The sequence below is a fragment of the Streptomyces sp. NPDC111628 genome (assembly GCF_055635195.1).
On sequence record NZ_JBVKBZ010000003.1, the window covers coordinates 117,225 to 141,778 of the forward strand.

Below are 24,554 nucleotides of genomic sequence, written 5' to 3' on the forward strand. Positions count from 1 at the left end.
GCAGAGACTGACGATCGGAGAATTCTCCCGCGTCACGCACCTGAGTATCCGCATGCTCCGCCGGTACCACGAGCAGGACCTGCTCGTCCCCGAGGTCGACCCGGACACCGGCTACCGCTACTACTCCCCCGGGCAGATCCGGCCGGCGCTGGCCGTCAGGCGCTTCCGCGCCCTGGGCCTCCCCGTGGCGGACTTGCGGCGATTCCTCGCCACCGAGTCCGCGGACGGTCCGGACGACGGCACCGCGCAGGAGGGCGTCGTGGCCCACCTCCGCCGGCTCGAGGACCGGCTCGGCCGCACCCAGCGGGCGGTCGAAGCGCTCCGGCAACTCCTCGCCCCGGAGGCGGAGCGGGCGGTGACGCTGGAGGAACTCCCCGCTCAGGGTGTCCTGGCGGTGTCCCTCGACGTACCGGAGTGAGCCGGCCTCGACTGGTACGGCGAAGCCATGCGGGACTTGGATGCCGCAGCCGGAGAACGCTCCGTCCTCCCACCGGGCGGTCGGTACGAGCACACGCTGTTCGCCGAAGGCCATGGCCGCGCCACCGTGTACCTTCCCCTCGAAGCACCGCTGCCACCGGACGGGCCGGGCACGGTGCACGAGCTGTATCTGCCGCGGCGGACGGCCGCGGTCGCCACCCATCAGGGACGGCACGACGACCTCGACCTGACCTATCGGCGCCGTGGGCTCCTTCGCCGCCCGCAACGCCCTGCGCTCGCAGGACCTCGTCGAGGAGGTCTGCCTCGTGGGGCCACGCGACACCGCCCGGCCCGAACGGTGGCGCACTCTCGTGGCGTGGCTGATCGCTCCGGAGAACGGCTGACCTGCGACGGACGGTGCCGTCCGCCGCCCACCCGGCCGAGGGCGCCCCGCCGGGGCCGCGGGGTCAACGGGCCGGGTGGCCTGCGATGGGCCCGCACACGTAGTTGCCCGGCTCGGCGGGATCGTCACTGATCCAGAACTGGGTCCACAGCGCGGCGAACTCGGATCGGCTGAGGTGACCGTCGGCATCCTGGTCGAGACGGTCGAACACGTCTCCGGTCGCGATCCCCTGCCCGTGCCACAGGTCGATCAGCCGCTGGTGCTCGTTCCTCGAGATGCGGCCGTCACCGTTCTCGTCCACCGCGTCGAAGACCGTGTCGGCCGTGGCCGCCACCGCGTCCTGCATGGTGGGCAGCCGGTCGACCATGGCGAGGAGGTCGTTCATGTCGATTCTGCCGTCGTTGTCCGTGTCGACGGCCTGCGAGAGGTGCTGCCACCACCCCAGCAACACGTCCTCCACCCGCGCGGCCAGTTCCCCGTCCGCCCGCACGCGGGGCAGCCGGCTCCACCGAGTCGCCAGGGCCGCGAAGTCCTCCTCCTCCAGGCGGCCGTCGCCGTTCACATCGAAGGCGTCGAACATGTCCTGCAGCTTGGTCCGCTGAAACTCACTGGCCATCACAAGCCCCTTCTCTAGCGGTGCTGAAAGGATGCTGTCCGCGCGCGTCGGCCCCCCAACAGCGTGTGAGAGCGCGAGGGGTCACAGCGACGCCACCGCGCGCCCTGGCCGTGCGCCGAGCGCCGGTTTGAACGCGTGTCGCATCCGCCCGGGGCGCCACCTCCGTCGTCTCCCGCCGTACGCCGTCGCCGACGACCACCGAGCCGTCCGGCAGGGCCGTGACGTCCACGGGATGCTGGAGCAGTGCCTGGGCGGCGGGGCCGTCGCGGTGCCCGGCCCGCGGGTCCAGCGGACGGAGTCGGGGACTTCACCTCGGCCATCACCACGGATGCCAGACGTCTCACCCCGCTGCCCCTGGTGCAGCTCGACTACGCAGTGGACGCCGATCTGTCGGGCCGCACCCACCGGAGCACGGAGCTGACCGTCACGGCCTCGACGACGGCGCCACCTGGCACCGGACGGCGCTGCGGAAGTCGGCGGACGGCTGGACGGCACGGCTCGGCGCACCGGGCAGGGCGCGTTGCGCGAGCTTGCGGACGACGGCGAAGGATGCCGAGGACAAGGGCGTCAGCCAGACCCTGATCCGCGCCTTCGGCCTGCGATGAGCGCCTGAGCGCCAAGAGGTTCGCGTGTCCCGCCCCCGGTGTCGAGCCGGAGGCGGGGCATTTCGCCAGCGGCACGAACGAGAGCCCCGCCATGACCGGCGGTGTGGCGGGCACGACCGTATGCCCGACGAACCCCACGCCCGCCGTGTGCGGACATTCCGGCGGGCCCCCGGGGCGGGCAGCCCTCGTCCGCGCCCCTCGCGCCCGGTCAGGGACGGCAGTTCATCCGGCGGCGCCCGCCGACTCCGAGGTCGGCCGGTCCTCTCCGAGCGCGGCCAGCGCTGCGGAGAGTCTGCCGCGGCTGGTGATGCCCAGGCGTGGATAGATCCGGTACAGGTGGGCTCCGACTGTCCGGTGCGAGATGAACAGGCGCTGGCCGATCTCCCGGTTGCTCAGCCCCTGTGAGGCCAACTCGGCGATCTGCCGTTCCTGGACCGTCAGACTCTCGCCCTTGCTCTGGCGCCGACGCCCGTCCGACTCCCCCGCGGCACGCAACTGCTCACGAGCCATGTCGGCCCAGGGTTGCGCACCGACCCGGTCGAACTCGTCACGTGCGAGCCGTAGAGGCTTGCGCGCATCCACGTTCCGACGCTGACGGCGCAGGCGTCGGCCGTGCTGCAGATGAAGCCGGGCACGCGACAGCGGCCATGTGTCCGGCATGGTGGAGAGCGCGGAGTCATAGCACTCGTCGGCGGTGTCGTCCGGAGCGAGGACGGCCGCACTGTAGGTGCGGGCGACGATCATCATTTCCGAGGGCAGCCGGTCCGCCAGCTCCGGCAGCTCTGCCAGCAGCTCTCGCGCCTGTTCGGTGCGGCCCGCGGCCGCGGCTGCGTCCACCAGGTCCGGGACGAGCAACCAGCGACTGGTCGAGTGGTAGTGCGGGTCGGTCTCGTCGAACGCGCGCGCGAGGATGTCGTAGGCCTCCACGGCCCGGCTTGCGAAGAGGGCGAGGAGACCGTCGACCTGTTGCGCCATGACGCTCGCGAAGGGCATGACGGGGAAGAGGCTGTGCGCTCTCAGTTCCCGGACGGTCCGAACCGCGGCTTCGCGTTCTCCACGCAGCACCGCCGCGAGCGCCGACGTGGCCTTGATGCCGAGCCAGACGATCCACTCCCCGGTCTCCTCGGCGAGTGCGATCCCTTCGGCGGACTCTTCACGAGCCTGGGCCAACTGCCCGAGGTACAGACGGGGCCAGGATCCTGCCAGAGATCGCGCGAGCAGCCCGAGGCGGCCCTGGGACCGCCATACGGAAGCCGCCTGGGCCAGGTAGCGGGTGGCACGGCCGATGTCACCGATGACCATCGAACCGCTGCCGAGGTAGTGCAGCAGCTGGCCGTCCTCGCGATCCGGCTTCAGTCTTTCGAGCCGTGCGATCAGGTCGGTCCCATGACGGTAGGGCTCCGTGTAAGCCCGTACCGTCAGGACGTGGGGGGCGTCCGGGTCGGGTTTCCACCGGTCCAGTACGGCGGCAGCCTGGGCACGCACGCGTGCGTCACCGTCCTGGAAGAAGCATCGGGCGGCCGCACGCCACAGCAGGTTCTCCGCGACGTCCGTACTGCCGACGTCGTACGCCCCCGCTGCCGCGTCGATCATGTCCTGGATGCGGCGTTGCGGCTCATCGGGTTCGAACGCGGCCTTGTCGGAGACCAGCATGAGGCGGGCCCTCTCCGTGGGGCCCGACTCCGCCATGTCGGCTCTGTCCAGCAGGATCTGTGTCTGGACACGGTCGTTGATCTCGCTGGCCAGCTCGGCCGCACGGACCAGCAGGCCGGTCTGGCGGCGTGCGTCGTGCACCAGTTCGCCTGCCTGGTGCAGGGCCGGTACGGCCGCGGCCAGTTGTCCCCGTTCCTGGGCGTCGTCGGCGAAGCGCTCCAGTTGCCCGGCCAGTTCGTCGTCCGGACCGAGCGTGGCCGCGGCGAGGTGGACGAGCCGCCGCCCGGGTGATCCCTCCAGCGTTTCGGCCAGGGCACGGTGGGTGGACAACCGGTCGGCGACGGTGGCACGCGTGTAGATCGCGGAGCGCATCAGGGGATGCCGGAACTGGGGTGTGCGACCGGCCAGCACCACCAATCCGGCGTCGACGGCCTCTTGCAGGGCGTACACGGAGACTTCGGAGCCCGCCAGACGACTTGCCACATCGAGGAGCTGGTTCAGTGGTGCGGTGGGTTCCGTCGCCAGGACCAGGAGGAACGTCCTGCACGCGCGGGTGAGCGAGTCGGTGCGGGCGGCGAACGCGGTCTCCAGTCGCTGGGTCAGAGGCAGATCGTCGAGCGGGGGCGACGTGCCCTGAGCTGCCCTCGGGAGTTCGACGAGCGCGAGAGGATTGCCGGCGGCGCGCTGCAGGATGCGGGCCCGCACCGCTTCGGCCAGGCCCGGAGCGTCGGCGTCGAGCAGTTCGGCCGCCGCTCCCGGGGAGAGGGGCTCCAGTACGAGTTCGGCGTTGGTCCCCAGGCTGTAGGCGTCCGGTGACGAGGTTCTCGCCGCGCCGATCATGAGGATGGGGAGGTCGCGGGTACGCCGGGCCACGAATCCGAGCACGTCACGGCTCGACGAGTCGACCCATTGCAGATCGTCGACGAGCAGCAGGAGAGGCTGGCGGTCGGCGGTATCGGCGAGCAGTTCGAGCACCGCCATCCCGACCCGGTAGATCTGGGGTTCCCCGTCGCTGGCCCCGAAGGCTCCGCCGAGGGCCTTCTGGTAGGGGGCCGGCAACTTCTCGGCTCCGCCGAGAACCGGTTGGAGCAGCAGGTGCAGCGCGGCGAACGGCAGCCACTGTTCGGTCTCGACACCGGAGGTGCGAAGGACTCTGACACCTTGGTCCGAAGCATGAGAACCGAACGTGCGCAGCAAAGAGGACTTGCCGACACCGGCGTCTCCGCGGACGAGTAGCGCACCGCCGTTGCCTGCCACCGTGCTCGAAAGCAGGCCGTGCAGGACCTCAAGTTCCTTGTCCCGACCGATCATGCGGTGAGCACCGATGCCGGTCCGGACGAAGCATTCCTCAGGCGCATCGTGGCCGGCCGCTCAGCCGCCGCTTCTCTTCGCACCGGGCTCAGCGTCCGCTGCACACCTCTGGTATCGGCCACGCTTCCGGATTTTACCTGTGCCTGACCTCTTCCGTCGAGGCAGATCCGGTTAAGTCATCAGTCGGATGACTGCGTGATGACTCACTGTCCACGGCCGAGCAGAGACCGCGTATCACCAGTGTCGGTACCCGCAACTCACGCAGCGCGTCCGCGCGGACCCCCGCGTCTCGGTCGCGCGCGACGGGCGAGAGTCACCACGGAGTGTCACGATGCAGCACACAGGAACCGCGAAAGGGAACTCCATGATCACCAGTGACTTCGTCCCCGGCTCCCCCTGCTGGCTCGACCTCGGGTCCCCGGACGTCGCCGGTACGGCGGCCTTCTACGGCGGCGTGTTCGGCTGGACGTACGAGGCCATGGGGGAGGAGGCGGAAGGCGGCATGTTCCGCAAGGACGGCAAGGTCGTCGCCGGTCTCGGCAGGCTCACCGAAGAAGGCGCGCGCTCCGCCTGGATGATCTACTACTCCGTCACCGACGCGGACGCCACCACCCAGGCCGTGCAGCGCGCCGGCGGCACGGTGCGGGTGGCGCCGACGGACCTGGACGACTGGGGCCGGATGGCTCAGTACAGTGACCCGTCCGGTGGTCAGTTCGCCGTGTGGCAGCCGGGCCGGACCAAGGGCGTCGAGCTCGTGGACCAGCCGGGCACGCTGTGCTGGACGGAGCTGTACACGAGCGACGCCGCGGCGGCCAAGGAGTTCTACGGCGGGATCCTCGGCTGGCAGTTCGGCGACATGGCAGCGCCGGGCGGCGAAGGCACGTACTCCCTCATCACTCCGTCCGGCCTGCCCGAGGACCGCATGCACGGCGGTCTGATGCAGCTCGACGAGCGGGATCTCACCCTGACGGACGGCCGGGCGTACTGGCACCCGGTGTTCGCCGTCACCGACTGCGACGCCGCCGTCTCCGCGGTCACGGCGCACGGCGGCAGCGTGCAGATGGGGCCGGCGGACGCGGAGGGCGTCGGCCGTCTGGCCGTGTGCCTCGATCCGTCGAAGGCGGACTTCGTGGTGCTGGCTCCGGCCGCTGGATGACCCTGGGCTCGGCGGCCGGGCAGCCCACGCGGCAGCTGATCACGTGACGGGCTCCGGCGGCGTCGAGGGGTTCGGGCCCCTGGTGCCGGTCGCCGCCGCCTGCCACGCGCCCGGGCGCTCGCCCGTGGCCTTGTGGAAGAACACCGAGAAGTTGGACGCGTCGGGGAAGCCGAGAACGCCGGCGCAGCGGGCGGCGGTCAGGCGGTCGTGCGCGAGGAGCCGCTTGGCTTCCAGCACGAGCCGTTCGACGACGTACGCCTTCGCCGTACGGCCGGTGGCCTGCTGCACCGCACGGGAGAGGGTGCGCGGCGCGTATCCCAGCGTCCGGGCGTAGTAGCCGGCGTCGTGGTGCTGGCGGAAGTGCGCTTCGACGCCGGAGCGGAACAAGTGGAACACCGGATGGGTGAGCCGTGCATCTGCGTGCGGGGCGTGCAGCCGCGCGATGAGCGCGGAGAGCAGGATTCCGGGCAGCTCCGCCGAGGAGTCACTCGGTGGGGCGGACGCTTCGAGGAGGAGATGGCTCCGCGCCGCGTCGACGAAGGGCCAGTCGGCGGCGGGGATCCTCCGGTGCGCCGCCGGGTCGGGGGAGGCGACGAGTTCGCGGGTGGCGTGGGTGACGGGAGCGGTCGGCACGAACAGCACCAGGTGCCCCTCCACCTCGGCGATGTCGTCCCACCGGTGCACCGCGCCGGGGGGAATCCACACCGCGGCCCGGTCCTGGAGCGAGTGGAGGTGGAAGTCGACCGTGACCGAACCGGGTCCGGCATCGATGACGGCAAGGACGTGGAAGTCGGCGCGCTGCGTGCCACCGTCGTTCAGCTCGCGAAGGCGGCCGAACGTCATCGTCTCGACCGAGGCGGCGCTGCGCCCGGGGGGCTGGTAGGTCATCTGCCGGATCATGCTCACGTGTCCAGTTTTCACCATCGGGCGACCAGTCACGCCGATGCCCGGTCCGGATGCGGGAGATTCGATGAACACACGGGGCAGCCGCCCCGGGCATCGAACAAGGAAGAGCCATCATGAGCACGACGCAGCACACGCTTCTGCCCGTTTACGACCATCGGACGGGGATCGGGCCGACCCTTGTGTTCCTTCACTACTGGGGTGGTTCCGCCCGCACCTGGGACCTCGTCGTCGACCGCCTGCCGGGTCGTGCCGTGCTCGCGGTCGACTTCCGCGGGTGGGGCCGGTCGAGCGCTCTGCCCGGCCCCTACGCGCTCGGTCGGCTCGCCGACGACACGCTCGCCGTGCTCGCGGACGCGGGGGTCACCGACTACGTGCTGGTGGGGCATTCGATGGGGGGCAAGGTCGCGCAGCTGGTCGCGGCCACCCGGCCCGCGGGCCTGCACGGGGTCGTTCTCGTCGGCTCCGGCCCGGCGAAGCCCGCCGCCCGGGTCACTCCCGAGTACCAGGAAGCTCTGTCGCACGCCTACGACTCCGCCGAGTCCGTGGCCGGGGCACGGGATCACGTCCTCACCGCGACCGAGCTGCCCGCCGCGCTCAAGGCGCAGATCGTGACCGATGCGCGGAACGTCACCGACGCCGCCCGTACCGAGTGGCCGCTGCGCGGCATCGCGCAGGACATCACCGAGCACACCCGCAGGATCGGCGTGCCCGCTCTCGTGGTCGCCGGAGAGCTCGACCAGGTGGAACCGGCCGGTGTACTCCGCGACAACCTGGTGCCGTACCTCTCCCGGGCCGACTTCGTGGTGGTCCCCCGCACCGGGCACCTGATCCCGCTGGAGGCCCCGGCCGACCTGGTCGACGCCATCACCACGTTCGCCACGGCGCTCTGACCGCCCCCGCGGCTCCCGGCGGGCTGGCTCGTTTTCGTCTACCGACTGTCAGTGGCATGGGCAAAGGTGGCGCATGTCCGGGCCCCGACCAGGGCCCTGCATTTCGAGTCCGTGCACCCCACCACCCAAGGGAGAAGCATGCGTACCGAGATCGTTCTGTCCCACGAAGCCGCCGAGCTCGACCTCGACCTGGACCTCCGTGTCTCCGATCTCCCGGAGGAGGCCGCGTCGTTCGGCGAGGGCACCTTCACCTCGCCCAGCAGCTACGCGATCGGCACGCGCTGCCCCATCTGTTGCTGACGGACTGAGGCCCCCTCGGGGCTCTTCCGAGCGGGGCGGTCCCGAGTCCGCCCCGCTTTCCGTACGACGGCGAGGAGCACACACGTGGCGGCGGAGTCCGAAGCCCACCAGGCAGCTGCGGTCTTCGAGGTACGGGAGCCCGTGCTGGTCCGCATGGCGAGCCGGCCGCGCGGAGCCACTCTGCCCACGGTCGATGCGGCCGAGCCGGTCTCCGGAGCGCGGCAGCTCGCCGCTGATCCCCTGCTCGGCCAGGCGGTCCGGGTCGCCAGCGGTTCGCTGGCCCACAGCCTCGCCCGTCTGACCACTGACGACGGTGCCTCCGCCCTGGGGCGCAAGCGGACCCTGAGCGCCGCGCGAACCCTGACGCGGTACGCCCGCCGCGCCGGAGCGCGCCCCACCCCGTTCGGCCTGTTCGCGGGTGTCGGCACGGCCCGGTTCGGTTCCGTGGCCAAGGCCGAGCCGGGCACCGGCCAGGTCGCGGTCCGGCTCGACGGAGCGTGGCTGCGCCGTCGGGTACTGGCCTGGCTCGAAGAGCCCTCCGTACGCCGGCGCGTGGACGTCGTACTCAACGACCTGTGTTTCGTGCGGGACGGGCGGCTGTGTCTGCGTACCGGTGGGCAGGAGCAGTCGGTGCGCGACAACGCACTGGTCGGCGCCGTGCGCGAGCGGGCGCGGACACCGGTGCCGTATGCGGACCTCCTCGGATCACTCACGGACCGCTTCCCGGTGCTCGACGCCGATCGGCTCGACGGTCAGCTGGCCGGACTCCTGCAACACGGCTTCCTGCTCACCTCGATCACCCCGCACCGCATCGACGTCGCGCTGCTCGACGCCATCGAGACGGTCCTGGGCGATGCGCTCCCCGACGACGCGCGGGCGCTGCGGGACATACGGGCGGCCTGTGCGCGGCATCAGGAGGATCCTCCTGGGCTGGGCAGCGACTCCTGGCAGGACGTCCTGGCCGCGGTCCGCCGGCTCGACGTCCCCGGCACGGCCCACGACGCGCATGCCCGGCCGCCCCTGCACGTGGATCTGCACCTGCCCGGCGAGCTCGTCGTCCCGGAGGCGGTCGGCCGGGAGGTGTGCCGGTACGCGGCCGCGATCTGGGCGATCACCCCGGAGTGGACGACGCTGGCGTACATGCGGGACTACCGCGAGCGCTTCATCGAGCGCTACGGCACCGCCTGTGCCGTGCCGTTGGGCGAGCTGGTCGACCCGCACCGCGGACTCGGCCTGCCCTCCGCATACGGTGCGGAGCCGGTGTACGGGCGCAGCGGCCCCGGCGACGAGGCGGACGGGCCCAGGCGCGCGATGATCGGCGAGCTGTTGCAGGAGGCCGTCCTGTCCGGCGATGAGCTGGTGCTGACCGACGACGTCGTAGGGCGTCTCGGCGAGGTCGCCGGGCACGATCCCGCGGCCGCGCCGCCGCGGAGCCTCGAACTCTGTTTCCAGGTGCTCTCCGAGAGCACCGCCGCGCTGGACCGCGGTGAGTTCCGGCTGCTCGGCAGCCCGCACATCGGCGCCTGGACGGCGGGCGCCACCGCGGGCCGGTTCGCGGCGGCGGCCGGTCTCACCGACGCACTCGCCCGGCTGGCCGCCGACGGCACCGAGGGCATCGACGGCTCGGTGATCACGGCCCAGGTCGAGTTGATGCCCCATGAGCCGCGCGGGCTCAACATCGTCCAAGTGCCCCGGCTGCTGCCGTACCGCATCCCCGTCGGCGTACCCGACGACCGGCGCGATCCCCGCTGTCTGGACTGGCGCTCGCTGCTCGTCGCCGCCGGCTCCGACGGACTTCGGCTGCTGCATCCGCAGAGCGGCCGTCCGGTCCGTCCCGTGCTGCCGCACATGCTGGCCCTGGACACGCAGGCCCCGCCGGTGGCCCGGTTCCTCATGGATCTCGCGACGGCCCGGCCCCGCATGTGGTCGGGCTGGAACTGGGCGGGGCACGACGCACTGCCGTATCTGCCGCGTGTCCGGTACGGACGGGTGGTGGCCGTGCCCGGGCGCTGGCTGCCGGGCCGACGGCTGCGCGACGCGGCCCGGGCACAGGGCGCCGGGGCGTGGGAGCAGGGCCTCGACGCCTGGCGCCGGCGCCTGGCCGTACCGGACCGGCTGCAGATCGCGCGCAACGACCAGATGTACCCCGTCGACCTGCGCGACCGTTGGGACCGGGACCTGTTGCGTGCCGAACTGACCGCCGCGCATCCTCGGTTCGTCCTCTACGAGGACCTGACGGCCGACGGTGCGGGGCTCGGCTGGAACGGCGGGCACAGCACGGAGATCGTGGTGCCCCTCGCGGGGGCGCGCCGGCCCGCCGGGCGCAATGCACCGGAGATTGCCGCCGCGCGGGCGCAGGGACGAACCGCCCCGTCCGTCGGGCCCGTTCCCGTCCGGCCCGTTCCCCTCCGGCAGGCACCCGTCCGGCAGGCACCCGTCCGGATCCATCTGCCGGGCGAGGACTGGCTGTTCGTCAAGTGGTACGCCGAGCCGACGGCCCACGACGCTCTGCTCACCGAGCATCTTCCGGCCTTGCTGTCCGAGGTGGAGGCCGAGGTCGACCGTTGGTTCTTCCTGCGCTACCGGGACCCCGAGCCGCATCTGCGGCTGCGGTTCCACGGCGATCCGGGGGCACTGAACGGCCGGGTGCTGCCCGCGATCAGCCGTGTGTCACGGGCTCTCGCCGAGAGCGGGGCCCTGCGGACGATGACCCTCGACACGTACCGGCCCGAGAGCGACCGGTACGGAGGCGAGGCCGTGCAGGAGGCCGCCGAGCGCTTCTTCCGCACCGACAGCCTGTCGGCGCTCGTGCAGTTGCGCGCGCTGCGGGGCCCCGCGCGGGCGCTCCCCGGCGCCGTGCTCGCCGGGCTCGGGCACGCGGTGCTGCTGGAGTCCCTCGGGGACTGGGACTGGTGCGGCTGGGTCGACCGGATGTTCACGAAGACCGTGGAGCACGAGGCCTACCAGCGCCACCGGGCCGTCGCCGACCGGCTGATCGGGCCGGGCCGTGCGGTGTCGTCGGCCGCGGAAGCACTCGGGGCGCCGTCGCTCGGCGCGCTGTGGTCCGAGTCGCCCGAGCCACGCGCCTACGGCGAGTTGATCCTGTCCGCCGCGGAGGCCGACCGCGACGAGGCCCTCCTGTCGCTGCTGCACATGCGGCACAACCGGCTGTTCGGCATCGACCGGGCGGCCGAGGCCCGCGGGTACGCGGTGCTGCGTGGCGCGGTACGCACTCATGCCGGCCGTCGGCGGCACGAGCGGGGGAACGGGAGCGCGAGCGGAAGCGGGAGCGGACGATGAGCGGCAGCACCGAGGGCGGGTCACGGGAGCCCACGATGGACGGGTCCAGCGAGGACGGGAGCCGGGCGGACCCGGCCGGCGGGTCCCCCCAGTCCCTCCGGGAGCGGGCCGGAGCCGTCTCCGCCGAGATCCTGGACCGGCTCGCCGACCCCGCCGCCACGGTGGCGGCCACGCGTATCCCCGCCGGGGCGGCGGACGACGGGGTGGCCGAGCCGATCTGGGCCGAGCTCACCCTCGGCAGCGGCAGCCCCGGACTGGCGCTGGCGTTCGCGGGCGCCTCCAGGGACGCTGCGCGACAGGTGCCGCGCGCCCACGCGTATCTCACCACGGGAACGCGCGCCGTCTCGGGGCGGCCCGGCACCGCGGGCGGGGTCTTCAAGGGGCCGGGGGCCCTGGCGTTCGCCGTGCTGCTCGCCCACCGCACCACCGGGGGCTACGTCTCCGCGCTCCGGCGCTTCGACGCCTACCAGCGCGACCTCGTGCGGACCGTCCTGCCGCCCGTGGAGGACCGGCCGCTGCCCACCATCGGTCACTACGAGTTGGTCCGTGGTCTGACCGGTGTCGGACGCTATCTGCTGGCCCGCGCGGAGAGCTGCGAGGAGCCGCTGACGGCGGTGCTCGACTACCTCGTGCGCCTGTCGCTCGGCACCGTGGAGCACCGAGGCGTGGACGTGCCGCGCTGGTGGGCCCTGGACGCGCCCCGGATCGGCTCCGAGGCGGCGTTCCCCGGCGGCCACCTCAACCTGGGCCTCTCGCACGGCGTCGCCGGGCCGCTCGCCCTGCTGGCCCTGGCCTGGGAGCAGGGTGTGCGGGTGCCGCGGCAGCAGGAGGCCATGGAGGCGACGGCCGCGCTGCTGCGGACCTGGGCGGTCGCGGACCGGTACGGCCTCTTCTGGCCCGGCTACCTCTCCTTCGCCCAGTGGCGACGGGGACCTGCCGCCTACGACGGCACCGCGAAGTGGCCGGCCTGGTGCTACGGGGCTCCCGGTGTTTCCCGCGCCCTGCAACTGGCCGGACGGGCGCTCGGCCGGGCGGACTTCTCCGACCTCGCCCGTGCCTCGGTGGAGCGGCTGCTGGTCCTCCCCCGGTCGGCCTGGGGCATCGACGACCACGCGCTGTGCCACGGTTGGGCCGGGGCCCTGCACCAGCTCGGCCGGCTCGACGAAGCGTGGCAGGACCCGCGGCTGGCCGGGCTGCGGGACGACATCGCCGCCGAACTCGTCTCCGCCTTCGACCCTGCGCTGCCGTTCGGTCTTCGATTCACCATGACGAAAGTGCCGTTCGGCTCCGACGTCTCCGGCTACCTCGACGGGGCCGCCGGTGTCGCGCTCGCCCTGGACTCGTACGCGGCGGCCGGCACACCGGCCGACTGGGACATGCCGTTGCTGCTGGCATGACCCACGGGGTCGGGACTCCGCCCAGGTCAACCTCCGAGAACGGATGGGGAGTCGGCCGCCCGACGGTGCCGGGCCTGCCGACCGGCCTCGCCTTTATGCGACAGCATTGACAAAGTTTCGCTCTTGCTCATCAATATGTTCTCCAGGGTGCCCCACTGGCAAGAGGTGCGGCGCAAATCCCTTCGGAGGGGAACCATGGGCGCACACACGGCGGTGGCGCCACCGCACGCAGGCGCCGGCACGTCGCCGGGCGAGGCCTCGGCGCCGCGCCGGCCTCGACGGCCCCGCGACGACCGGAAGGCGGCGTGGCTGTTCCTGGCGCCGGCCCTGCTCGGCTTCGCGCTCTTCTACGCGTATCCGACCGTGCGGGGCATCTACTACTCGCTCACCGACTACAGCCTCATAGCCACGCCCGACTTCGTCGGCGGGGACAACTACAGCCGGCTGATCGGCGACGAGCAGTTCTGGAACGCACTGCAGGTCACCGGCTACTACGTGCTGGTCAACATCGTGTCGCAGACCCTGCTGGCGCTGGTCCTGGCGACGCTGATGCACCGTCTGACCCGGTCGGTGGCGCTGCGGGCGATGCTACTGGTCCCCTGGCTGGTGCCCAACGTGACCGTGGGCCTGCTGTGGATGTGGCTGCTCGACACCAACCTCGGCCTGGTCAACCACGTACTGAACTCCCTGGGCATGGGCACCACGGGCTTCTTCACCTCCCCCGACTGGGCGATGCCGAGCGTGGCCGCGGTCAACACCTGGGCCTACACCGGCTACACGGCGCTGCTGCTCTACGCCGGCATGCTTCAGGTCCCGCAGTACCTCTACGAGAGCGCCTCGCTGGACGGCGCCGGTGAGTGGCGGATGTTCACCAGGATCACGCTGCCGTTGCTGCGGCCGGTGCTCTCGCTGGTGCTGGTGGTGTCACTGATCGGCTCGTTCCAGATCTTCGACACGATCGCGGTCACCACCAAGGGCGGCCCGGTCAGCGCCACGCGGGTCATCTACTACTACATCTACGAACAGGCCTTCACCAACTTCCACATGGGCTACGCCTCCGCCGTGGCCGTGGTGCTCGCGCTCATCCTCGGCGTGCTGACGGCCGTACAGATGCGCCTGCTGCGCGCCTCCCGCTCGGACCTGGCCTGAGGAGCAGACCATGACACGCATCAGGACCAAGGTCTCCCCCGGCCGGATCGCCGCGTGGGCCGTGCTCGTCGTCGCGCTGTTCGCGACCGTCTTCCCCTTCTACTGGATGGTCCGTACCGCTCTGACGCCGGCGGCCGACCTGTACACCGACTCCACCGGGCTGGTCCCGGACCACCCCACGATGATCAACTTCCTGCGGGTGCTGGGGCTGACCAGCCAGGAGGAGGCCGTGGCGGCCGGCGGCTCCGGTGCGCAGGTCGACTTCCTGCGGTACCTGCTCAACTCGGTGGTCTACAGCGGGCTGATCGCGGTGCTGCAGACGCTGTTCTGCGCGATGGCCGGCTACGCCTTCGCCCGGCTGCGCTTCCCCGGTCGCGACGTGGTCTTCGGGGTGCTCATCGCCGCGCTGATGGTGCCCCCGATCTTCACCGTGCTGCCCAACTTCGTGCTGGTGAAGGACCTGGGCTGGCTGAACACCTTCGTCGGCATGGTCGCGCCGAGCGTGCTGATGACGCCGTTCGCGGTCTTCTTCCTGCGGCAGTTCTTCCTGTCGGTCCCCCGCGAGGTGGAGGAGGCCGCGATCCTGGACGGCGTGGGCCCCTGGGGGATCTTCTGGCGGGTGGTGATGCCCATGACCCGCGGCCCGCTGCTCACCGTCGGACTCACCACGACGGTGTGGGCCTGGAAGGACTACCTGTGGCCGCTGCTGTCCGGCCGGGACGAGGAGACGCGGGTACTCACCGTCGCCCTCGGCATCTTCCAGCAGCAGTCACCCAACACCCAGCCCGACTGGACCGGGCTGATGGCCGGGTCCGCCCTCTCCCTACTGCCCGTGCTCGTCCTCCTGTTTCTCCTCGGCCGCCGGCTCGTCGAGTCCCTGAACTTCACCGGCATGAAGTGACCCGCCCCCGCGGAGCCACCGTCTGCCCCCACCGCCCCCAACCGAACCCGTACGAGCCAGGAAGGCCCCTCGCGATGAGACCCCGACACCTGCGCGCCGGCGCGGCCCTGCTGTGTCTGGCCGCCCTCACCACTCTCGTCTCCTGCGGCAGCTCGGACGAGGCGGGCGACGGGCGGACCACCGTCGACTACTGGCTGTGGGACGACCTCCAGCTGCCCGCCTACCAGGAGTGCGCGACCGCCTTCGAGAAGGCCAACCCGGACATCGCCGTCAGGATCACGCAGACCGCGTGGAACCAGTACTGGCAGAACCTCACCACGCAACTGGTCTCCGGCGAGGCGCCCGACGTGTGGACCAACCAGGCCACCTACTATCCGCAGTTCGCCGCCGGCAACCAGCTCCTGGACCTCCAGCCCTACGTGGAGCGGGACGGGCTCGACGTCTCCGCCTACCAGGCGGGCCTCGCCGACACCTGGGTGAAGGACGACAAACGCTACGGCCTGCCCAAGGACTGGGACACCATGGCCGTCGTCTACAACACCGACATGCTGAAGAGGCAGGGCGTGGATCCCGCCGCCCTCAACGACCTGACGTGGAACCCGGCGGACGGCGGCACCCTGGAGCAGGTGATCGCCAAGGCCACCGTGGACAGCGAGGGGCGCAACGGTCTCGACCCCGCCTTCGACAAGAACCACGTGAAGGTCTACGGCTTCCTGCCCGAATGGGCCGACGGCGCCCAGGGCCAGAACGGCTGGGGCAACTTCGCCGCCGCCAACGGGTTCGAGTACCTCGACAAGAACCCCTGGGGCACGCACTACAGGTTCGACGATCCCAGACTCGCCGAGACCGTCTCGTGGTTCCGGCACCTGATCGACAAGGGCTACGCGCCCCGCCTCGACCAGCAGTCGAGCGTGGCCAGGACCGAACTGCTCATCGCCGGGAAGGGCGCCATGTCGCTCGCGGGTTCCTTCACCGTCTCCAGCTTCACCGGGCCCAAGGTCAAGCAGGACTTCGGGTTCGCGCCGATGCCGGTCGGCCCGGCGGGCCGCAAGAGCGCCCTCAACGGCCTGGCGGACTCCGTCTGGGCCGGCACGGACCACAAGGAGGAGGCGTGGAAGTTGGTCAAGTACCTCGCGTCGGCCGACTGCCAGGACCGGGTCGCCGCGCACGGTGTCGTCTTCCCCGCGCTGAAGAGCTCCACCGAGAAGGCTCTCGCCGCACACGAGGCCGACGGTGACGACGTGCGCGCCTTCACCGACGCCGTCGGGACGAGGGGCGTCACCTTCCAGCTTCCCGTCACCGAGCACGGCACCGAGATCAGCCCCCTCGTGCAGGACGCCATCCAGTCGGCGATCCTCGGCCAGGAGGACGCCGCCGATGCCCTGGAGTCGGTCAACGGCAAGGTGAACGACCTCTTCGACTAGGCGCGGGCGCCTGACCTCCCCGTACCGCAAGCCCCACCCGTACCGCACGTACCGCAACGCAAGGAGACCCATGGCCCAGCTCGTAGAACTCGGCGGGCGCACCCTCGCCGTCGAGCTCGAAGGCGAAGCACCGCCCCGAGCCGTGGCAGGCGGCCTGCTGCTGCCACCCGGCCGGACGGCCGTGCTCCACGGTCTCGGGGACGCGCTCTTCTATCGTCACGGCCACAACTCGTGGAGCCCGTGCGGCTGGCGCCGGCTCTCCGAGGCGCCCCTGCGGATCGACAGCGCCGAACGCCGTCTGACCGCCGACGACACCGTGTGGGACGACCCCGCCCGCCACCACTCGTCCGCCGTCGCAGCCTTGGAGGGGCCGGACGGGCAGGTGCTGCTGCTCGGCGCGCTCGGCCTCGACGTCCCCCGCCTGACCGCCGACCGGGACACCCTCGCCGGGTGGTACGAACGGGACGGAGCGCCCTGGTTCCTCGCCCTCGGCAGCGAGGAGGAGGTGTTCGCCGCCTACGCACGGCACCTGGGCGACCGGCTCGGGCGCAGCGACAAGCGGGCCGGGAACGTGTGGTGCAGCTGGTACGCGTACTACGAGAACATCACCGAGGAGCAGCTCACGAAGGACGTCGCGGCGCTGCGCGGCCTGCCCTTCGACGTCGTCCAGGTCGACGACGGCTGGGAGCGGGCGGTGGGCGACTGGGAGGCCAACGACAAGTTCCCGTCCGGGATGCGGGCGCTGGCCGACCGGATCACGGACGCCGGGCTGCGGCCCGGACTGTGGATCGCCCCGTTCATCGTTCTGCCCGGCTCCCGCACCGCCCGGCAGCGGCCCGAGCTGCTGCTGCGCGACGGGCACGGCGAGCCGGTGGTCGCGGGGCACAACTGGGGCGTCGGCTACTGGGCGCTCGACCTCACACTGCCCGCGGCGCAGGAGCACCTGCGCGAGACGATCCGCCGGGTCGTCGGGGAGTGGGGGTTCACCTACCTCAAGCTCGACTTCGTCGGCGCCGCCGCCGTACCCGGCGTGCGCTTCGCCGACGTGGGCCGCGAGGAGGCCTACCGCACCGGCCTCTCGATCGTCCGGGAGGCGGCGGGCCCGGACGCCTACCTCCTCGGGAGCGGTGCCCCGCTGCTGCCCTCGCTGGGGCTGGTCGACGCCATCCGCAGCGGCCCCGACGTCGCGCCGATGTGGGAGCACTACGCCACACAGGACCCGTCCGACGCGCTGGCCCGCAACGCGGTCGTCAACACGGTGCACCGGTTGTGGCAGTCGCCGCTGCTGGAGGTCGACCCGGACGTCGTGTACTTCCGCAGCCGCCTCAACCTGCTGACCGACCAGCAGCAGGGCCTGCTGCGCGACCTGGCCGACGTCTGCGGCTTCCGGGCCGTCTCCGACCCGCCAGGGTGGCTGCGACCGGAGGAACTGCGGGCGATGGAGGCGTACTTGTCCGGTCGGCGGGAGGTGCGCCGGCTCGGCCGCTACCGCTTCGCGCTCGACGGCCGGGAGGTGGACTTCGGCGCGGCCGTGGCACCCGGCGACGAGCAGCGCTATCCCATCGCCTGACCTCGTACCGCACGCGGCCACCGCCACGGATTAGTAAACTCTTCAGCAATATTCGGCGGTGGCCACCGCAACGCCTCCAGGGAGCACCAACATGGCGACGACCGGAACGGACATGTCCCGGATGCGCGAGATGAACCAGCTGTCCATCGTGGGAGCACTGCGCGGCAACCCGCCCTCCACGGTCACCGAGCTGGCGTCCCGCTCCGGCCTGTCCCGTCCCGCGGTGGACGTGCTGGTGCAGTCCCTGGTCGCCGACGGCTGGGCGGAGGTCGAGGAGCCGGGGGCCAGCAGCGTGGTGGGGCGTCCCGCCCGCCGGTACCGGTTCAGGGCCACCGCCGGGCACGTGCTGGGCATCGACATCGGCGTGCACAAGATCCTCGTGGTGCTCAGCGATCTCGAGGGGAACCTGGTGCGCACCGTGCGCCACCCGGCGGCCCCGGAGGCGGCGCCCGCGGAGCGGCTGGCGGCGGTGGACCGGGTCGTCGACGAGGTGCTGGCAAGCGCGGGCATGGCCCCGGGCGACATCTGGGCGGTGACCGTCGGGGTGACCGGTCCGGTCGACGGCAGCGGCCGGACCTCGCTGTCCAGCCCGCTGCCCGGCTGGAGCGAGGCCGACCCGGCCGCCCATCTCGGCGCCCGGTTCTCCTGCCCCGTACAGGTGGAGAACGACTGCAAGCTGGCCGCCGTCGCCGAACGGTGGCGGGGCGTCGCGCAGGACGCCGACGACATCGTCTACCTCCTCGCCGGTCTGCGCACCGGCGCCGGTCTCATCCTCGACGGCGCCCTGCGCCGCGGGCACGGCGGCGCCGCGGGAGAGATCGGCGCCCTCAAGGCCGTACGGTGGCTCACCGCGCCCGACCACCTGCAGAACTGCCCGGGGATGCCGGCGACCGCCGCGGAGGGCGAGGCGGCGGCCTGGGTCTTCCAGGCCGCCCGGGACGGCGACCGGGACGCCCGGACGGCCGTCCGGCGCTACACCCGCGACCTCGCGGTGGGGGTGGCCGCCCTGGTCCTCGCCCTGGACCCCCAGGTCGTCGTCTACGGCGGCGGCTTCTCCCGGTCCGCCGACGTGGTCCTCGATCCCCTGCACCGCGAGCTGACCAAGCACTGTCTGCGGATGCCGGAGCTGCGCGCCTCCACGCTCGGCGACGAGAGCGTGGCGCTGGGGGCGGTGCGGCTGGCCCTGGACGAGGTCGACAGCCGGCTGCTGAGCGACGGTCTGGCGGCGCCGACCGCACCGCGACGCTGACGGCGGGGCCGGGCACGGACCCGGCGCCCGGCGCCCGTACGCAACACCCGACAGGAACGAAGGGACAGCCCAGTGAGCACCCGTGACCAGATACCGGACCGGCACTTGCGCGTAGGCGTCGTCGGCGTGGGACAGCGCGCGGACATGGCCGCGCTGGTGAACCGCTCCGGCACGGCCCGGATCGTGTCCTGCGCGGACCCGGACCCGCGGGGTCAGGAGGACGCCAGGCATCTGTTCGGCGCGGATGTCGCAGTGCACGAACGGTACGAGCGGATGCTCGACGACGAGCTGGACGCCGTGTTCGTCCTCACCCCCGACCATCTGCACACCGAACCCGCGCTGTTCTTCCTCGCGGCGGGCGTGGCGGTGTTCGTGGAGAAGCCGCTGACCATCACCGTCGCCGACTGCGACGCGCTGCTCCAGGCCGCGTTCCGCTCCCGCACCCGGCTCTACGTGGGCCACAACCTGCGTCACCTTCCCATGCTGCGGCGGATGCGCGAGCTGATCGACGACGGCGCGGTCGGCCGCGTCCGCGCGGTGTGGTGCCGCCACTTCGTCGGCCACGGCGGGGACTTCTACTTCAAGGACTGGCACGCGCAGCGGGCCAACACCACCGGACTGCTCCTGCAGAAGGGTGCCCACGACCTCGACGTCGTCCACTGGCTCGCCGGGGGCTACTCCCGCAACGTGGTCGCCCAGGGTGCGCTGGCCGTCTACGGCGACAACCCGCGCCGGGCCACGCAGGAGACGGTGCCGCCGGGTCAGCGCATGCCCGACTGGTTCGACCCGGAGGTCTGGCCGCCGTCCGCCCTGCGCGACCTCAATCCCGTCGTCGACGTCGAGGACATCAGCATGATGCTGGCCCGCCTGGACAACGGCGTCCTCGCCAGCTACCAGCAGTGCCATTTCACGCCGGACTACTGGCGCAACTACACCGTCATCGGCGACGAGGGCCGCCTGGAGAACTTCGGCGACGGCATCGACGGCGATTCCGCACGGATCGACGTGTGGAACCGGCGCCGCTCCGGTTACCGTGCCGACGCCGACCTCTCCGTTCCGGTCGTGGCGTCCGACGAGGAGACGCACGGCGGCGCGGACCGGGCCCTCGTCGAGGAGTTCCTGCGCTTCGCCGCCGCCGGAGGCCCGACCGAGACCTCACCCGTGGCCGCCCGCGAAGCGGTCGCCGCCGCGGTCGCCGCCACGACGTCGCTGCGCTCCGGCAGCACACCGGTCGACGTTCCCCCACTCGACCCGGCGATCGTCCGCCACTTCGAGCAGCACCAGCCCACCGGGGGGCCGACGGGAGCGGTCCGCAGCCCCGGTGAAGGTGTCGGCGGGATCTGACCGACCACCGGTCGGGTCGAGGGCCGGATTCCGGCCGCATCACGGGTGGAAGCGCCACCGGCCCTCGGTAACGACGTCCACCTTGCCGTCTCTGACGCGAACCGCCGTCTCGTCGTCGATGAAGTAGATCGGGAAGTCCGCCCGCGCGGTGATCCGATCAGCCCAGGCGTCGTCCCGCTCGGGGAAGTCGGGCGAGTAGAGGTGGGGCTTGAGGTACCAGTCGAAGAGGCCGAACGGCGGCTCCACGCTCGTCGCACCGAGTGCGTGGAGGTCCGCGGCGTCCCCGATGACGTCGGCGGAGTGTCCGGTGAGATTGCGGCTGAAGATCATCGACCCGGCGCTGACCCCCACGTAGACACGGCTCCGCAGCGCCTCCAGGAAGCCGTCGGCCAGGCCGTTGCCGGTGATGCTGCGCGCGAGGTGGTAGTGGTTGCCGCCTTCGACGTAGACGACGTCGGCGTGGAGCAGCCGGTCGAGCACCATCTGCTGGGGCAGGCCGTTCAGCTCAAGGATGTCGAACTCCTTCCAGCCGAGGCCGTGCAGGCGGTTCATGTCCGCGACGACCCACCCGTGGTCCCCGGGGTCCGCGACGGATGCCGTGGGAACGAACACGACGTTCGCCGATCCGAACGGTTTGCCCAGCATGTCCCGCAGCGCATCCCGCAGTGTCTCGTTGCGCAGGCCGCTCGCCGTCAACAGGAAGTTCATCGGGCGAGCCAAGCACGGCCGACGGACGGCACGCAAACCATCCCCGGGCCGGGTCGACGCGGCTCCGGCCGTCGTGGCCCAAGGCGTCCCGACCGGGGGTGACCCGACGGGCGGTTGTCAGTGGCGCCTGCCAGGATGCGCCGATGACCTCAAGCGACCACCCGCTGAAGGCGGCCCTCGACGAGCCGCGGGCCCACCTCCTCGATCTGATCGGTGCTGTCGAGCCGTGGGACGGCCTGGAGCGCACCCACCTGGAGTCCGCCAGCCGGTGGATCACCGGCGGCGCCCCGATCCACCGGGTGCGCAAGCCGGATGTTCCGCCCATGCACCTGGTGAGCTACTTCGCCGTCCTCGACGACACGCGCGGGCAACTGCTGCTCGTGGCGCACCGCAAGGCGGGGCTGTGGCTGCCTGCCGGAGGACACGTCGAGCCGGGTGAGGACCCGTGGGCCGCGGTGGTCCGCGAGTGCCGTGAGGAGCTGGGCATCGAGGCGGTGGCGTCGCCCGTCGCGGGCGAGCTTCCGTTCTTCCTGACCGTCACCGGAACCCGGGGGCAGGGCGCGCACACCGACGTCTCGCTGTGGTACCTCCTCGACGCCGATGCCCACACCGTCACCGACTACGACCGGGGCGAGTTCAGCGCCGTCCGATGGCTGACTCACGAGCAGGTTCTCGCCGAGCCGGCCGAACTGCTCGACCCTCACATGCACCGCTTCACACGGAAGCTGGCGTGGGCGCGGGCGGGCCGGGGTGGGTGAGAATTGCGGCGGTCCCCTGCTCGAGAGGGGCGGCTGTTGTCGGCACGTGTCCACCAAGAGTCCCGCGAGGGCGGTCCACCATGACCATGCAACCCTGGTTCAACGAGGCCAAGCTGGGCATATTCGTGCACTACGGCATCTACTCGGTGGACGGAGTGCCCGAGTCCTGGGCCCTTTTCGACCAGTTGGTGCCGCACGAGCGGTACATGCGCCAACTCGACGGCTTCACCGCCTCCGCCTTCGATCCCACCGCTTGGGCCGGGCTCTTCGCGCGTGCCGGGGCCGGCTACGCCGTGCTGACGGCACGGCACCATGACGGAGTGGCCCTGTGGGACACGCGGTTGAGCGACCTGAGCGTGGTCGGGCGCACCCCCGCGGGACGCGATCTGGTTGCCGAGTACGTGAGCGCGATGCGCGCCCGGGGCCTCAGGGCCGGTCTGTACTACTCGCACTCCGACTGGAACCATCCGGACTACGCATCGGTACGGCACCCCCGACCACCCCATCCCGAACTGGTCGACAGCCCCTACGTCTCCCCCGCCCCGGGTGCCGAGGACCCGCGTGCCTGGGAGCGCTACCTCGGCTACCGGGACGGCCAGGTGCGCGAGCTGCTCACCCGGTTCGGACCGGATCTGCTCTGGTTCGACGGCGAGTGGGAGCGCTCGGCCCAGCAGTGGCGGATGTCCGAACTGGCGCGGTTGATCCGTGATCTGGCACCCGACACGGTGTGCAACTCCCGGCTGCTCGGCCACGGCGACTACGCCACACCCGAACAGGGTCTGCCGATCTCGGCGCCGGAGACCGACTGGGAGTTGTGTCTGACCGTCAACGACTCCTGGGGACACCGGCCACAGGATGTGAACCACAAGACGGTGGGGCAACTCGTGCGGTACTTCGCGCAGACGATCGGCATGGGAGGAAACCTCCTGCTCAACGTCGGCCCGCGCGCGGACGGCACCATTACTCCGGAACAGGCTGAACGGCTCGAAGGGCTGGGCGACTGGATACGGCGCCACTCGGCGGCCGTCCACGGCACCGTGGGGGGCCTGCCGCCGGGACACCACTACGGTCCGAGCACCCTCTCCCCCGACCGCCGTACGCTCTACCTCGTCTGCTTCGACCCGCCGAGCGAGACCGTCTGCGTCCGTGGCCTGCGCAACGCCGTACGCCGGGTCAGCGTCCTGGGCGCCGGGACGGAACTCGCCCACCGGCGCACCGGTGGCCTGCACGATGTCCCCGGAGACCTGTGGATCGAGGCGCCCGCACCGGCGGACCTCGCCCCGCACGGCAGCGTCCTCGCCCTCGAACTCGACGGCGAGCTGGAGCTGTACACCGGTCCGGGCCGGGTGTGAGACGGGCGCCGACGGGGCGTCACGTCGCCGCGTCGGCCGACGCGGTTGAGCGGCGCCGACGTGGCGGGGTGGTGCCGTCCGTGTCCGCCGGATGCGGTGCGAAGGGGCCGTGCAGGGCCGCCCACTGCAGGAGAAGGATGGTCTTGCCGTCGGCGATGCGCCCGTCGCGGGTCATGGCGAGGGCTTCGGTGAAGGGCACTTCGAGGACCTCGATGTCCTCGCCCTCCTCTTCGACGCCGCCGCCGGTTCCGGTTCGGTCGGCGGGGGTGTACGGGGCGGCGAAGAAGTGCAGGCGCTCGGTGACGGAGCCGGGGCTCATGTAGGCGTCAAGGACGTGGGTGAGCGGGCCGAGGTGGACGCCGAGCTCTTCGGCCGCCTCCCGGCGGATGGCGGCGGGCGGGTCGTCCGCGTCGAGCAGCCCCGCGGCCGCCTCGACGAGCATCCCGTCCGGGTGGTCGTTGACGTACGCCGGGTAGCGGAACTGGCGGGTGAGCAGGACCCGGCCGCGTCCGGTGTCGTAGGGCAGGACGACAGCGCCGTTGCCGCGGTCGTAGGTCTCCCTCGCCTGCGTCTCCCAGCGCCCGTCCCGGCGGCGGTAGTCGAAGGTGGTGCGCCGCAGGACGTGCCAGCCCCGCGAGGTGAGCTCGACGTCGCGGACCACGACGCCGGGGTTCCGGTCGAGCTCGCGTCCCGCTCGGTCGAGGCCGGTCCGGCCACGGTGGTCCGGGACGTCCACACCCGGGCGGGCCCTCACCGCTCCGCCTGCCGGTCGAGGACCGGTATCTGCGCGACGTCGTGGTAGACGGGCAGGCCGCGACGGCGCGCGTGGGCGACGTCCTGGTCGGCTCCCCTGGAGTCGCCGGGCAGCCGCAGTACGGCGTCGCAGCGGGCCAGGAGGCGCTCCGCGGTCGGGTACAGCACCTGGTCGGCGAGGGGGTCGGTGGGGCCCGCGCCGACCGAGTGCAGCACGGGCAGGGCGATCCATTCCCCGATGACGGGGAGGTGGCCGGCGGCGAACACGGGCCACGCGGCCGCTTCGAGGCGTGCGAGGTTGGCGGCCATGGCCTGGGGGTCGCCGTCGGTGCCGGAGCGATAGGGCCCGGCGACGAGGATGAGCATGGGCTTGTCGGTCACGGGCGCTACGA

21 protein-coding genes are annotated in these 24,554 nt (G+C 71.8%); 15 read left to right on the forward strand and 6 right to left on the reverse strand.

Annotation, left to right across the window (positions count from 1 at the left end; translation table 11 throughout):
* Positions 1–52 precede the first annotated feature (52 nt).
* On the forward strand, positions 53–418 hold the full coding sequence (locus tag ACZ7MF_RS15525) for a MerR family transcriptional regulator (protein ID WP_471477329.1): 366 nt from the start codon (positions 53–55) through the stop codon (positions 416–418).
* 262 nt (positions 419–680) lie between these two features.
* The gene (locus tag ACZ7MF_RS15530) at positions 681–821 is read left to right on the forward strand and encodes a hypothetical protein (RefSeq protein ID WP_471477330.1); all 141 of its coding nucleotides are present in this window, start codon (positions 681–683) and stop codon (positions 819–821) included.
* Positions 822–884: 63 nt separating this feature from the next.
* Here the strand turns inward: ACZ7MF_RS15530 and ACZ7MF_RS15535 are convergent, their stop codons facing one another.
* On the reverse strand, positions 885–1,436 hold the full coding sequence (locus ACZ7MF_RS15535) for an EF-hand domain-containing protein (protein WP_471477331.1): 552 nt from the start codon (positions 1,434–1,436) through the stop codon (positions 885–887).
* Positions 1,437–2,263: 827 nt separating this feature from the next.
* The gene (locus ACZ7MF_RS15540) at positions 2,264–5,005 is read right to left on the reverse strand and encodes an ATP-binding protein (protein ID WP_471477332.1); all 2,742 of its coding nucleotides are present in this window, start codon (positions 5,003–5,005) and stop codon (positions 2,264–2,266) included.
* Positions 5,006–5,369: 364 nt separating this feature from the next.
* On the opposite strand from ACZ7MF_RS15540, the gene ACZ7MF_RS15545 reads away from it, so the two are divergent.
* Entirely contained in the window at positions 5,370–6,161 is a 792-nt protein-coding gene (locus tag ACZ7MF_RS15545; protein ID WP_471477333.1) for a VOC family protein, read from the forward strand.
* 39 nt (positions 6,162–6,200) lie between these two features.
* Here the strand turns inward: ACZ7MF_RS15545 and ACZ7MF_RS15550 are convergent, their stop codons facing one another.
* A complete protein-coding gene (locus ACZ7MF_RS15550; RefSeq protein WP_471477334.1) occupies positions 6,201–7,085 on the reverse strand; it encodes a helix-turn-helix domain-containing protein in 885 nt (294 codons plus the stop codon).
* 95 nt (positions 7,086–7,180) lie between these two features.
* Between ACZ7MF_RS15550 and ACZ7MF_RS15555 the strand changes: the two genes are divergently transcribed.
* From ACZ7MF_RS15555 to ACZ7MF_RS15600, 10 genes are all read left to right on the forward strand, one after another.
* Positions 7,181–7,957: an alpha/beta fold hydrolase gene (locus ACZ7MF_RS15555; protein WP_471477335.1), complete on the forward strand. Its 777-nt coding sequence runs from the start codon at positions 7,181–7,183 to the stop codon at positions 7,955–7,957.
* Between the two features lie 138 nt (positions 7,958–8,095).
* Positions 8,096–8,257 carry an SCO0268 family class II lanthipeptide gene (lanA, locus tag ACZ7MF_RS15560; RefSeq protein WP_356867514.1) on the forward strand — a complete coding sequence of 54 codons (162 nt, stop codon included), beginning with the start codon at positions 8,096–8,098 and terminating at the stop codon, positions 8,255–8,257.
* Positions 8,258–8,341: 84 nt separating this feature from the next.
* A complete protein-coding gene (locus ACZ7MF_RS15565; protein ID WP_471477336.1) occupies positions 8,342–11,557 on the forward strand; it encodes a lantibiotic dehydratase in 3,216 nt (1,071 codons plus the stop codon).
* On the forward strand, positions 11,554–12,954 hold the full coding sequence (locus tag ACZ7MF_RS15570) for a lanthionine synthetase C family protein (RefSeq protein WP_471477337.1): 1,401 nt from the start codon (positions 11,554–11,556) through the stop codon (positions 12,952–12,954). Before ACZ7MF_RS15565 ends, ACZ7MF_RS15570 begins: the two co-directional genes overlap by 4 nt.
* 195 nt (positions 12,955–13,149) lie before the next feature.
* Positions 13,150–14,103: a carbohydrate ABC transporter permease gene (locus ACZ7MF_RS15575; protein ID WP_356867508.1), complete on the forward strand. Its 954-nt coding sequence runs from the start codon at positions 13,150–13,152 to the stop codon at positions 14,101–14,103.
* A gap of 10 nt (positions 14,104–14,113) precedes the next feature.
* The gene (locus ACZ7MF_RS15580) at positions 14,114–15,004 is read left to right on the forward strand and encodes a carbohydrate ABC transporter permease (protein WP_471477338.1); all 891 of its coding nucleotides are present in this window, start codon (positions 14,114–14,116) and stop codon (positions 15,002–15,004) included.
* 74 nt (positions 15,005–15,078) lie between these two features.
* Entirely contained in the window at positions 15,079–16,428 is a 1,350-nt protein-coding gene (locus ACZ7MF_RS15585; protein WP_471477339.1) for an ABC transporter substrate-binding protein, read from the forward strand.
* Between the two features lie 70 nt (positions 16,429–16,498).
* Positions 16,499–17,998, forward strand: a complete 1,500-nt coding sequence (locus ACZ7MF_RS15590; RefSeq protein ID WP_471477340.1) for a glycoside hydrolase family 36 protein — start codon at positions 16,499–16,501, stop codon at positions 17,996–17,998.
* Between the two features lie 91 nt (positions 17,999–18,089).
* Complete coding sequence (locus ACZ7MF_RS15595; protein ID WP_471477341.1) at positions 18,090–19,247, forward strand: ROK family transcriptional regulator; 1,158 nt, start codon at positions 18,090–18,092, stop codon at positions 19,245–19,247.
* A gap of 144 nt (positions 19,248–19,391) precedes the next feature.
* Complete coding sequence (locus ACZ7MF_RS15600; protein ID WP_471478835.1) at positions 19,392–20,591, forward strand: Gfo/Idh/MocA family protein; 1,200 nt, start codon at positions 19,392–19,394, stop codon at positions 20,589–20,591.
* 39 nt (positions 20,592–20,630) lie between these two features.
* Here ACZ7MF_RS15600 and ACZ7MF_RS15605 read toward each other — a convergent pair whose 3' ends face one another.
* Complete coding sequence (locus ACZ7MF_RS15605) at positions 20,631–21,299, reverse strand: Type 1 glutamine amidotransferase-like domain-containing protein (protein ID WP_471477342.1); 669 nt, start codon at positions 21,297–21,299, stop codon at positions 20,631–20,633.
* Between the two features lie 143 nt (positions 21,300–21,442).
* On the opposite strand from ACZ7MF_RS15605, the gene ACZ7MF_RS15610 reads away from it, so the two are divergent.
* Together ACZ7MF_RS15610 and ACZ7MF_RS15615 are read left to right on the forward strand one after the other, a co-directional pair.
* Positions 21,443–22,057, forward strand: a complete 615-nt coding sequence (locus ACZ7MF_RS15610; protein WP_471477343.1) for an NUDIX hydrolase — start codon at positions 21,443–21,445, stop codon at positions 22,055–22,057.
* Between the two features lie 80 nt (positions 22,058–22,137).
* A complete protein-coding gene (locus ACZ7MF_RS15615; RefSeq protein ID WP_471477344.1) occupies positions 22,138–23,409 on the forward strand; it encodes an alpha-L-fucosidase in 1,272 nt (423 codons plus the stop codon).
* Between the two features lie 19 nt (positions 23,410–23,428).
* Here ACZ7MF_RS15615 and ACZ7MF_RS15620 read toward each other — a convergent pair whose 3' ends face one another.
* Complete coding sequence (locus ACZ7MF_RS15620; RefSeq protein WP_471477345.1) at positions 23,429–24,163, reverse strand: NUDIX domain-containing protein; 735 nt, start codon at positions 24,161–24,163, stop codon at positions 23,429–23,431.
* Positions 24,160–24,543: a DUF4406 domain-containing protein gene (locus tag ACZ7MF_RS15625; protein WP_471477346.1), complete on the reverse strand. Its 384-nt coding sequence runs from the start codon at positions 24,541–24,543 to the stop codon at positions 24,160–24,162. Before ACZ7MF_RS15625 ends, ACZ7MF_RS15620 begins: the two co-directional genes overlap by 4 nt.
* Positions 24,544–24,554: the final 11 nt, after the last annotated feature.

Bases quoted from the DNA above. Each gene is read 5' to 3' on its own strand.
- ACZ7MF_RS15535 (WP_471477331.1), bottom strand. From the start codon at position 1,436: ATGGCCAGTGAGTTTCAGCGGACCAAGCTGCAGGACATGTTCGACGCC.
- ACZ7MF_RS15525 (WP_471477329.1), top strand. From the start codon at position 53: ATGCTCCGCCGGTACCACGAGCAGGACCTGCTCGTCCCCGAGGTCGAC.
- ACZ7MF_RS15570 (WP_471477337.1), top strand. From the start codon at position 11,554: ATGAGCGGCAGCACCGAGGGCGGGTCACGGGAGCCCACGATGGACGGG.
- ACZ7MF_RS15600 (WP_471478835.1), top strand. From the start codon at position 19,392: ATGGCCGCGCTGGTGAACCGCTCCGGCACGGCCCGGATCGTGTCCTGC.
- ACZ7MF_RS15550 (WP_471477334.1), bottom strand. From the start codon at position 7,085: ATGGTGAAAACTGGACACGTGAGCATGATCCGGCAGATGACCTACCAG.
- ACZ7MF_RS15610 (WP_471477343.1), top strand. From the start codon at position 21,443: ATGACCTCAAGCGACCACCCGCTGAAGGCGGCCCTCGACGAGCCGCGG.
- lanA (WP_356867514.1), top strand. From the start codon at position 8,096: ATGCGTACCGAGATCGTTCTGTCCCACGAAGCCGCCGAGCTCGACCTC.
- ACZ7MF_RS15555 (WP_471477335.1), top strand. From the start codon at position 7,181: ATGAGCACGACGCAGCACACGCTTCTGCCCGTTTACGACCATCGGACG.
- ACZ7MF_RS15580 (WP_471477338.1), top strand. From the start codon at position 14,114: ATGACACGCATCAGGACCAAGGTCTCCCCCGGCCGGATCGCCGCGTGG.
- ACZ7MF_RS15605 (WP_471477342.1), bottom strand. From the start codon at position 21,299: ATGAACTTCCTGTTGACGGCGAGCGGCCTGCGCAACGAGACACTGCGG.
- ACZ7MF_RS15590 (WP_471477340.1), top strand. From the start codon at position 16,499: ATGGCCCAGCTCGTAGAACTCGGCGGGCGCACCCTCGCCGTCGAGCTC.
- ACZ7MF_RS15585 (WP_471477339.1), top strand. From the start codon at position 15,079: ATGAGACCCCGACACCTGCGCGCCGGCGCGGCCCTGCTGTGTCTGGCC.
- ACZ7MF_RS15575 (WP_356867508.1), top strand. From the start codon at position 13,150: ATGGGCGCACACACGGCGGTGGCGCCACCGCACGCAGGCGCCGGCACG.
- ACZ7MF_RS15615 (WP_471477344.1), top strand. From the start codon at position 22,138: ATGACCATGCAACCCTGGTTCAACGAGGCCAAGCTGGGCATATTCGTG.
- ACZ7MF_RS15545 (WP_471477333.1), top strand. From the start codon at position 5,370: ATGATCACCAGTGACTTCGTCCCCGGCTCCCCCTGCTGGCTCGACCTC.
- ACZ7MF_RS15540 (WP_471477332.1), bottom strand. From the start codon at position 5,005: ATGATCGGTCGGGACAAGGAACTTGAGGTCCTGCACGGCCTGCTTTCG.
- ACZ7MF_RS15595 (WP_471477341.1), top strand. From the start codon at position 18,090: ATGGCGACGACCGGAACGGACATGTCCCGGATGCGCGAGATGAACCAG.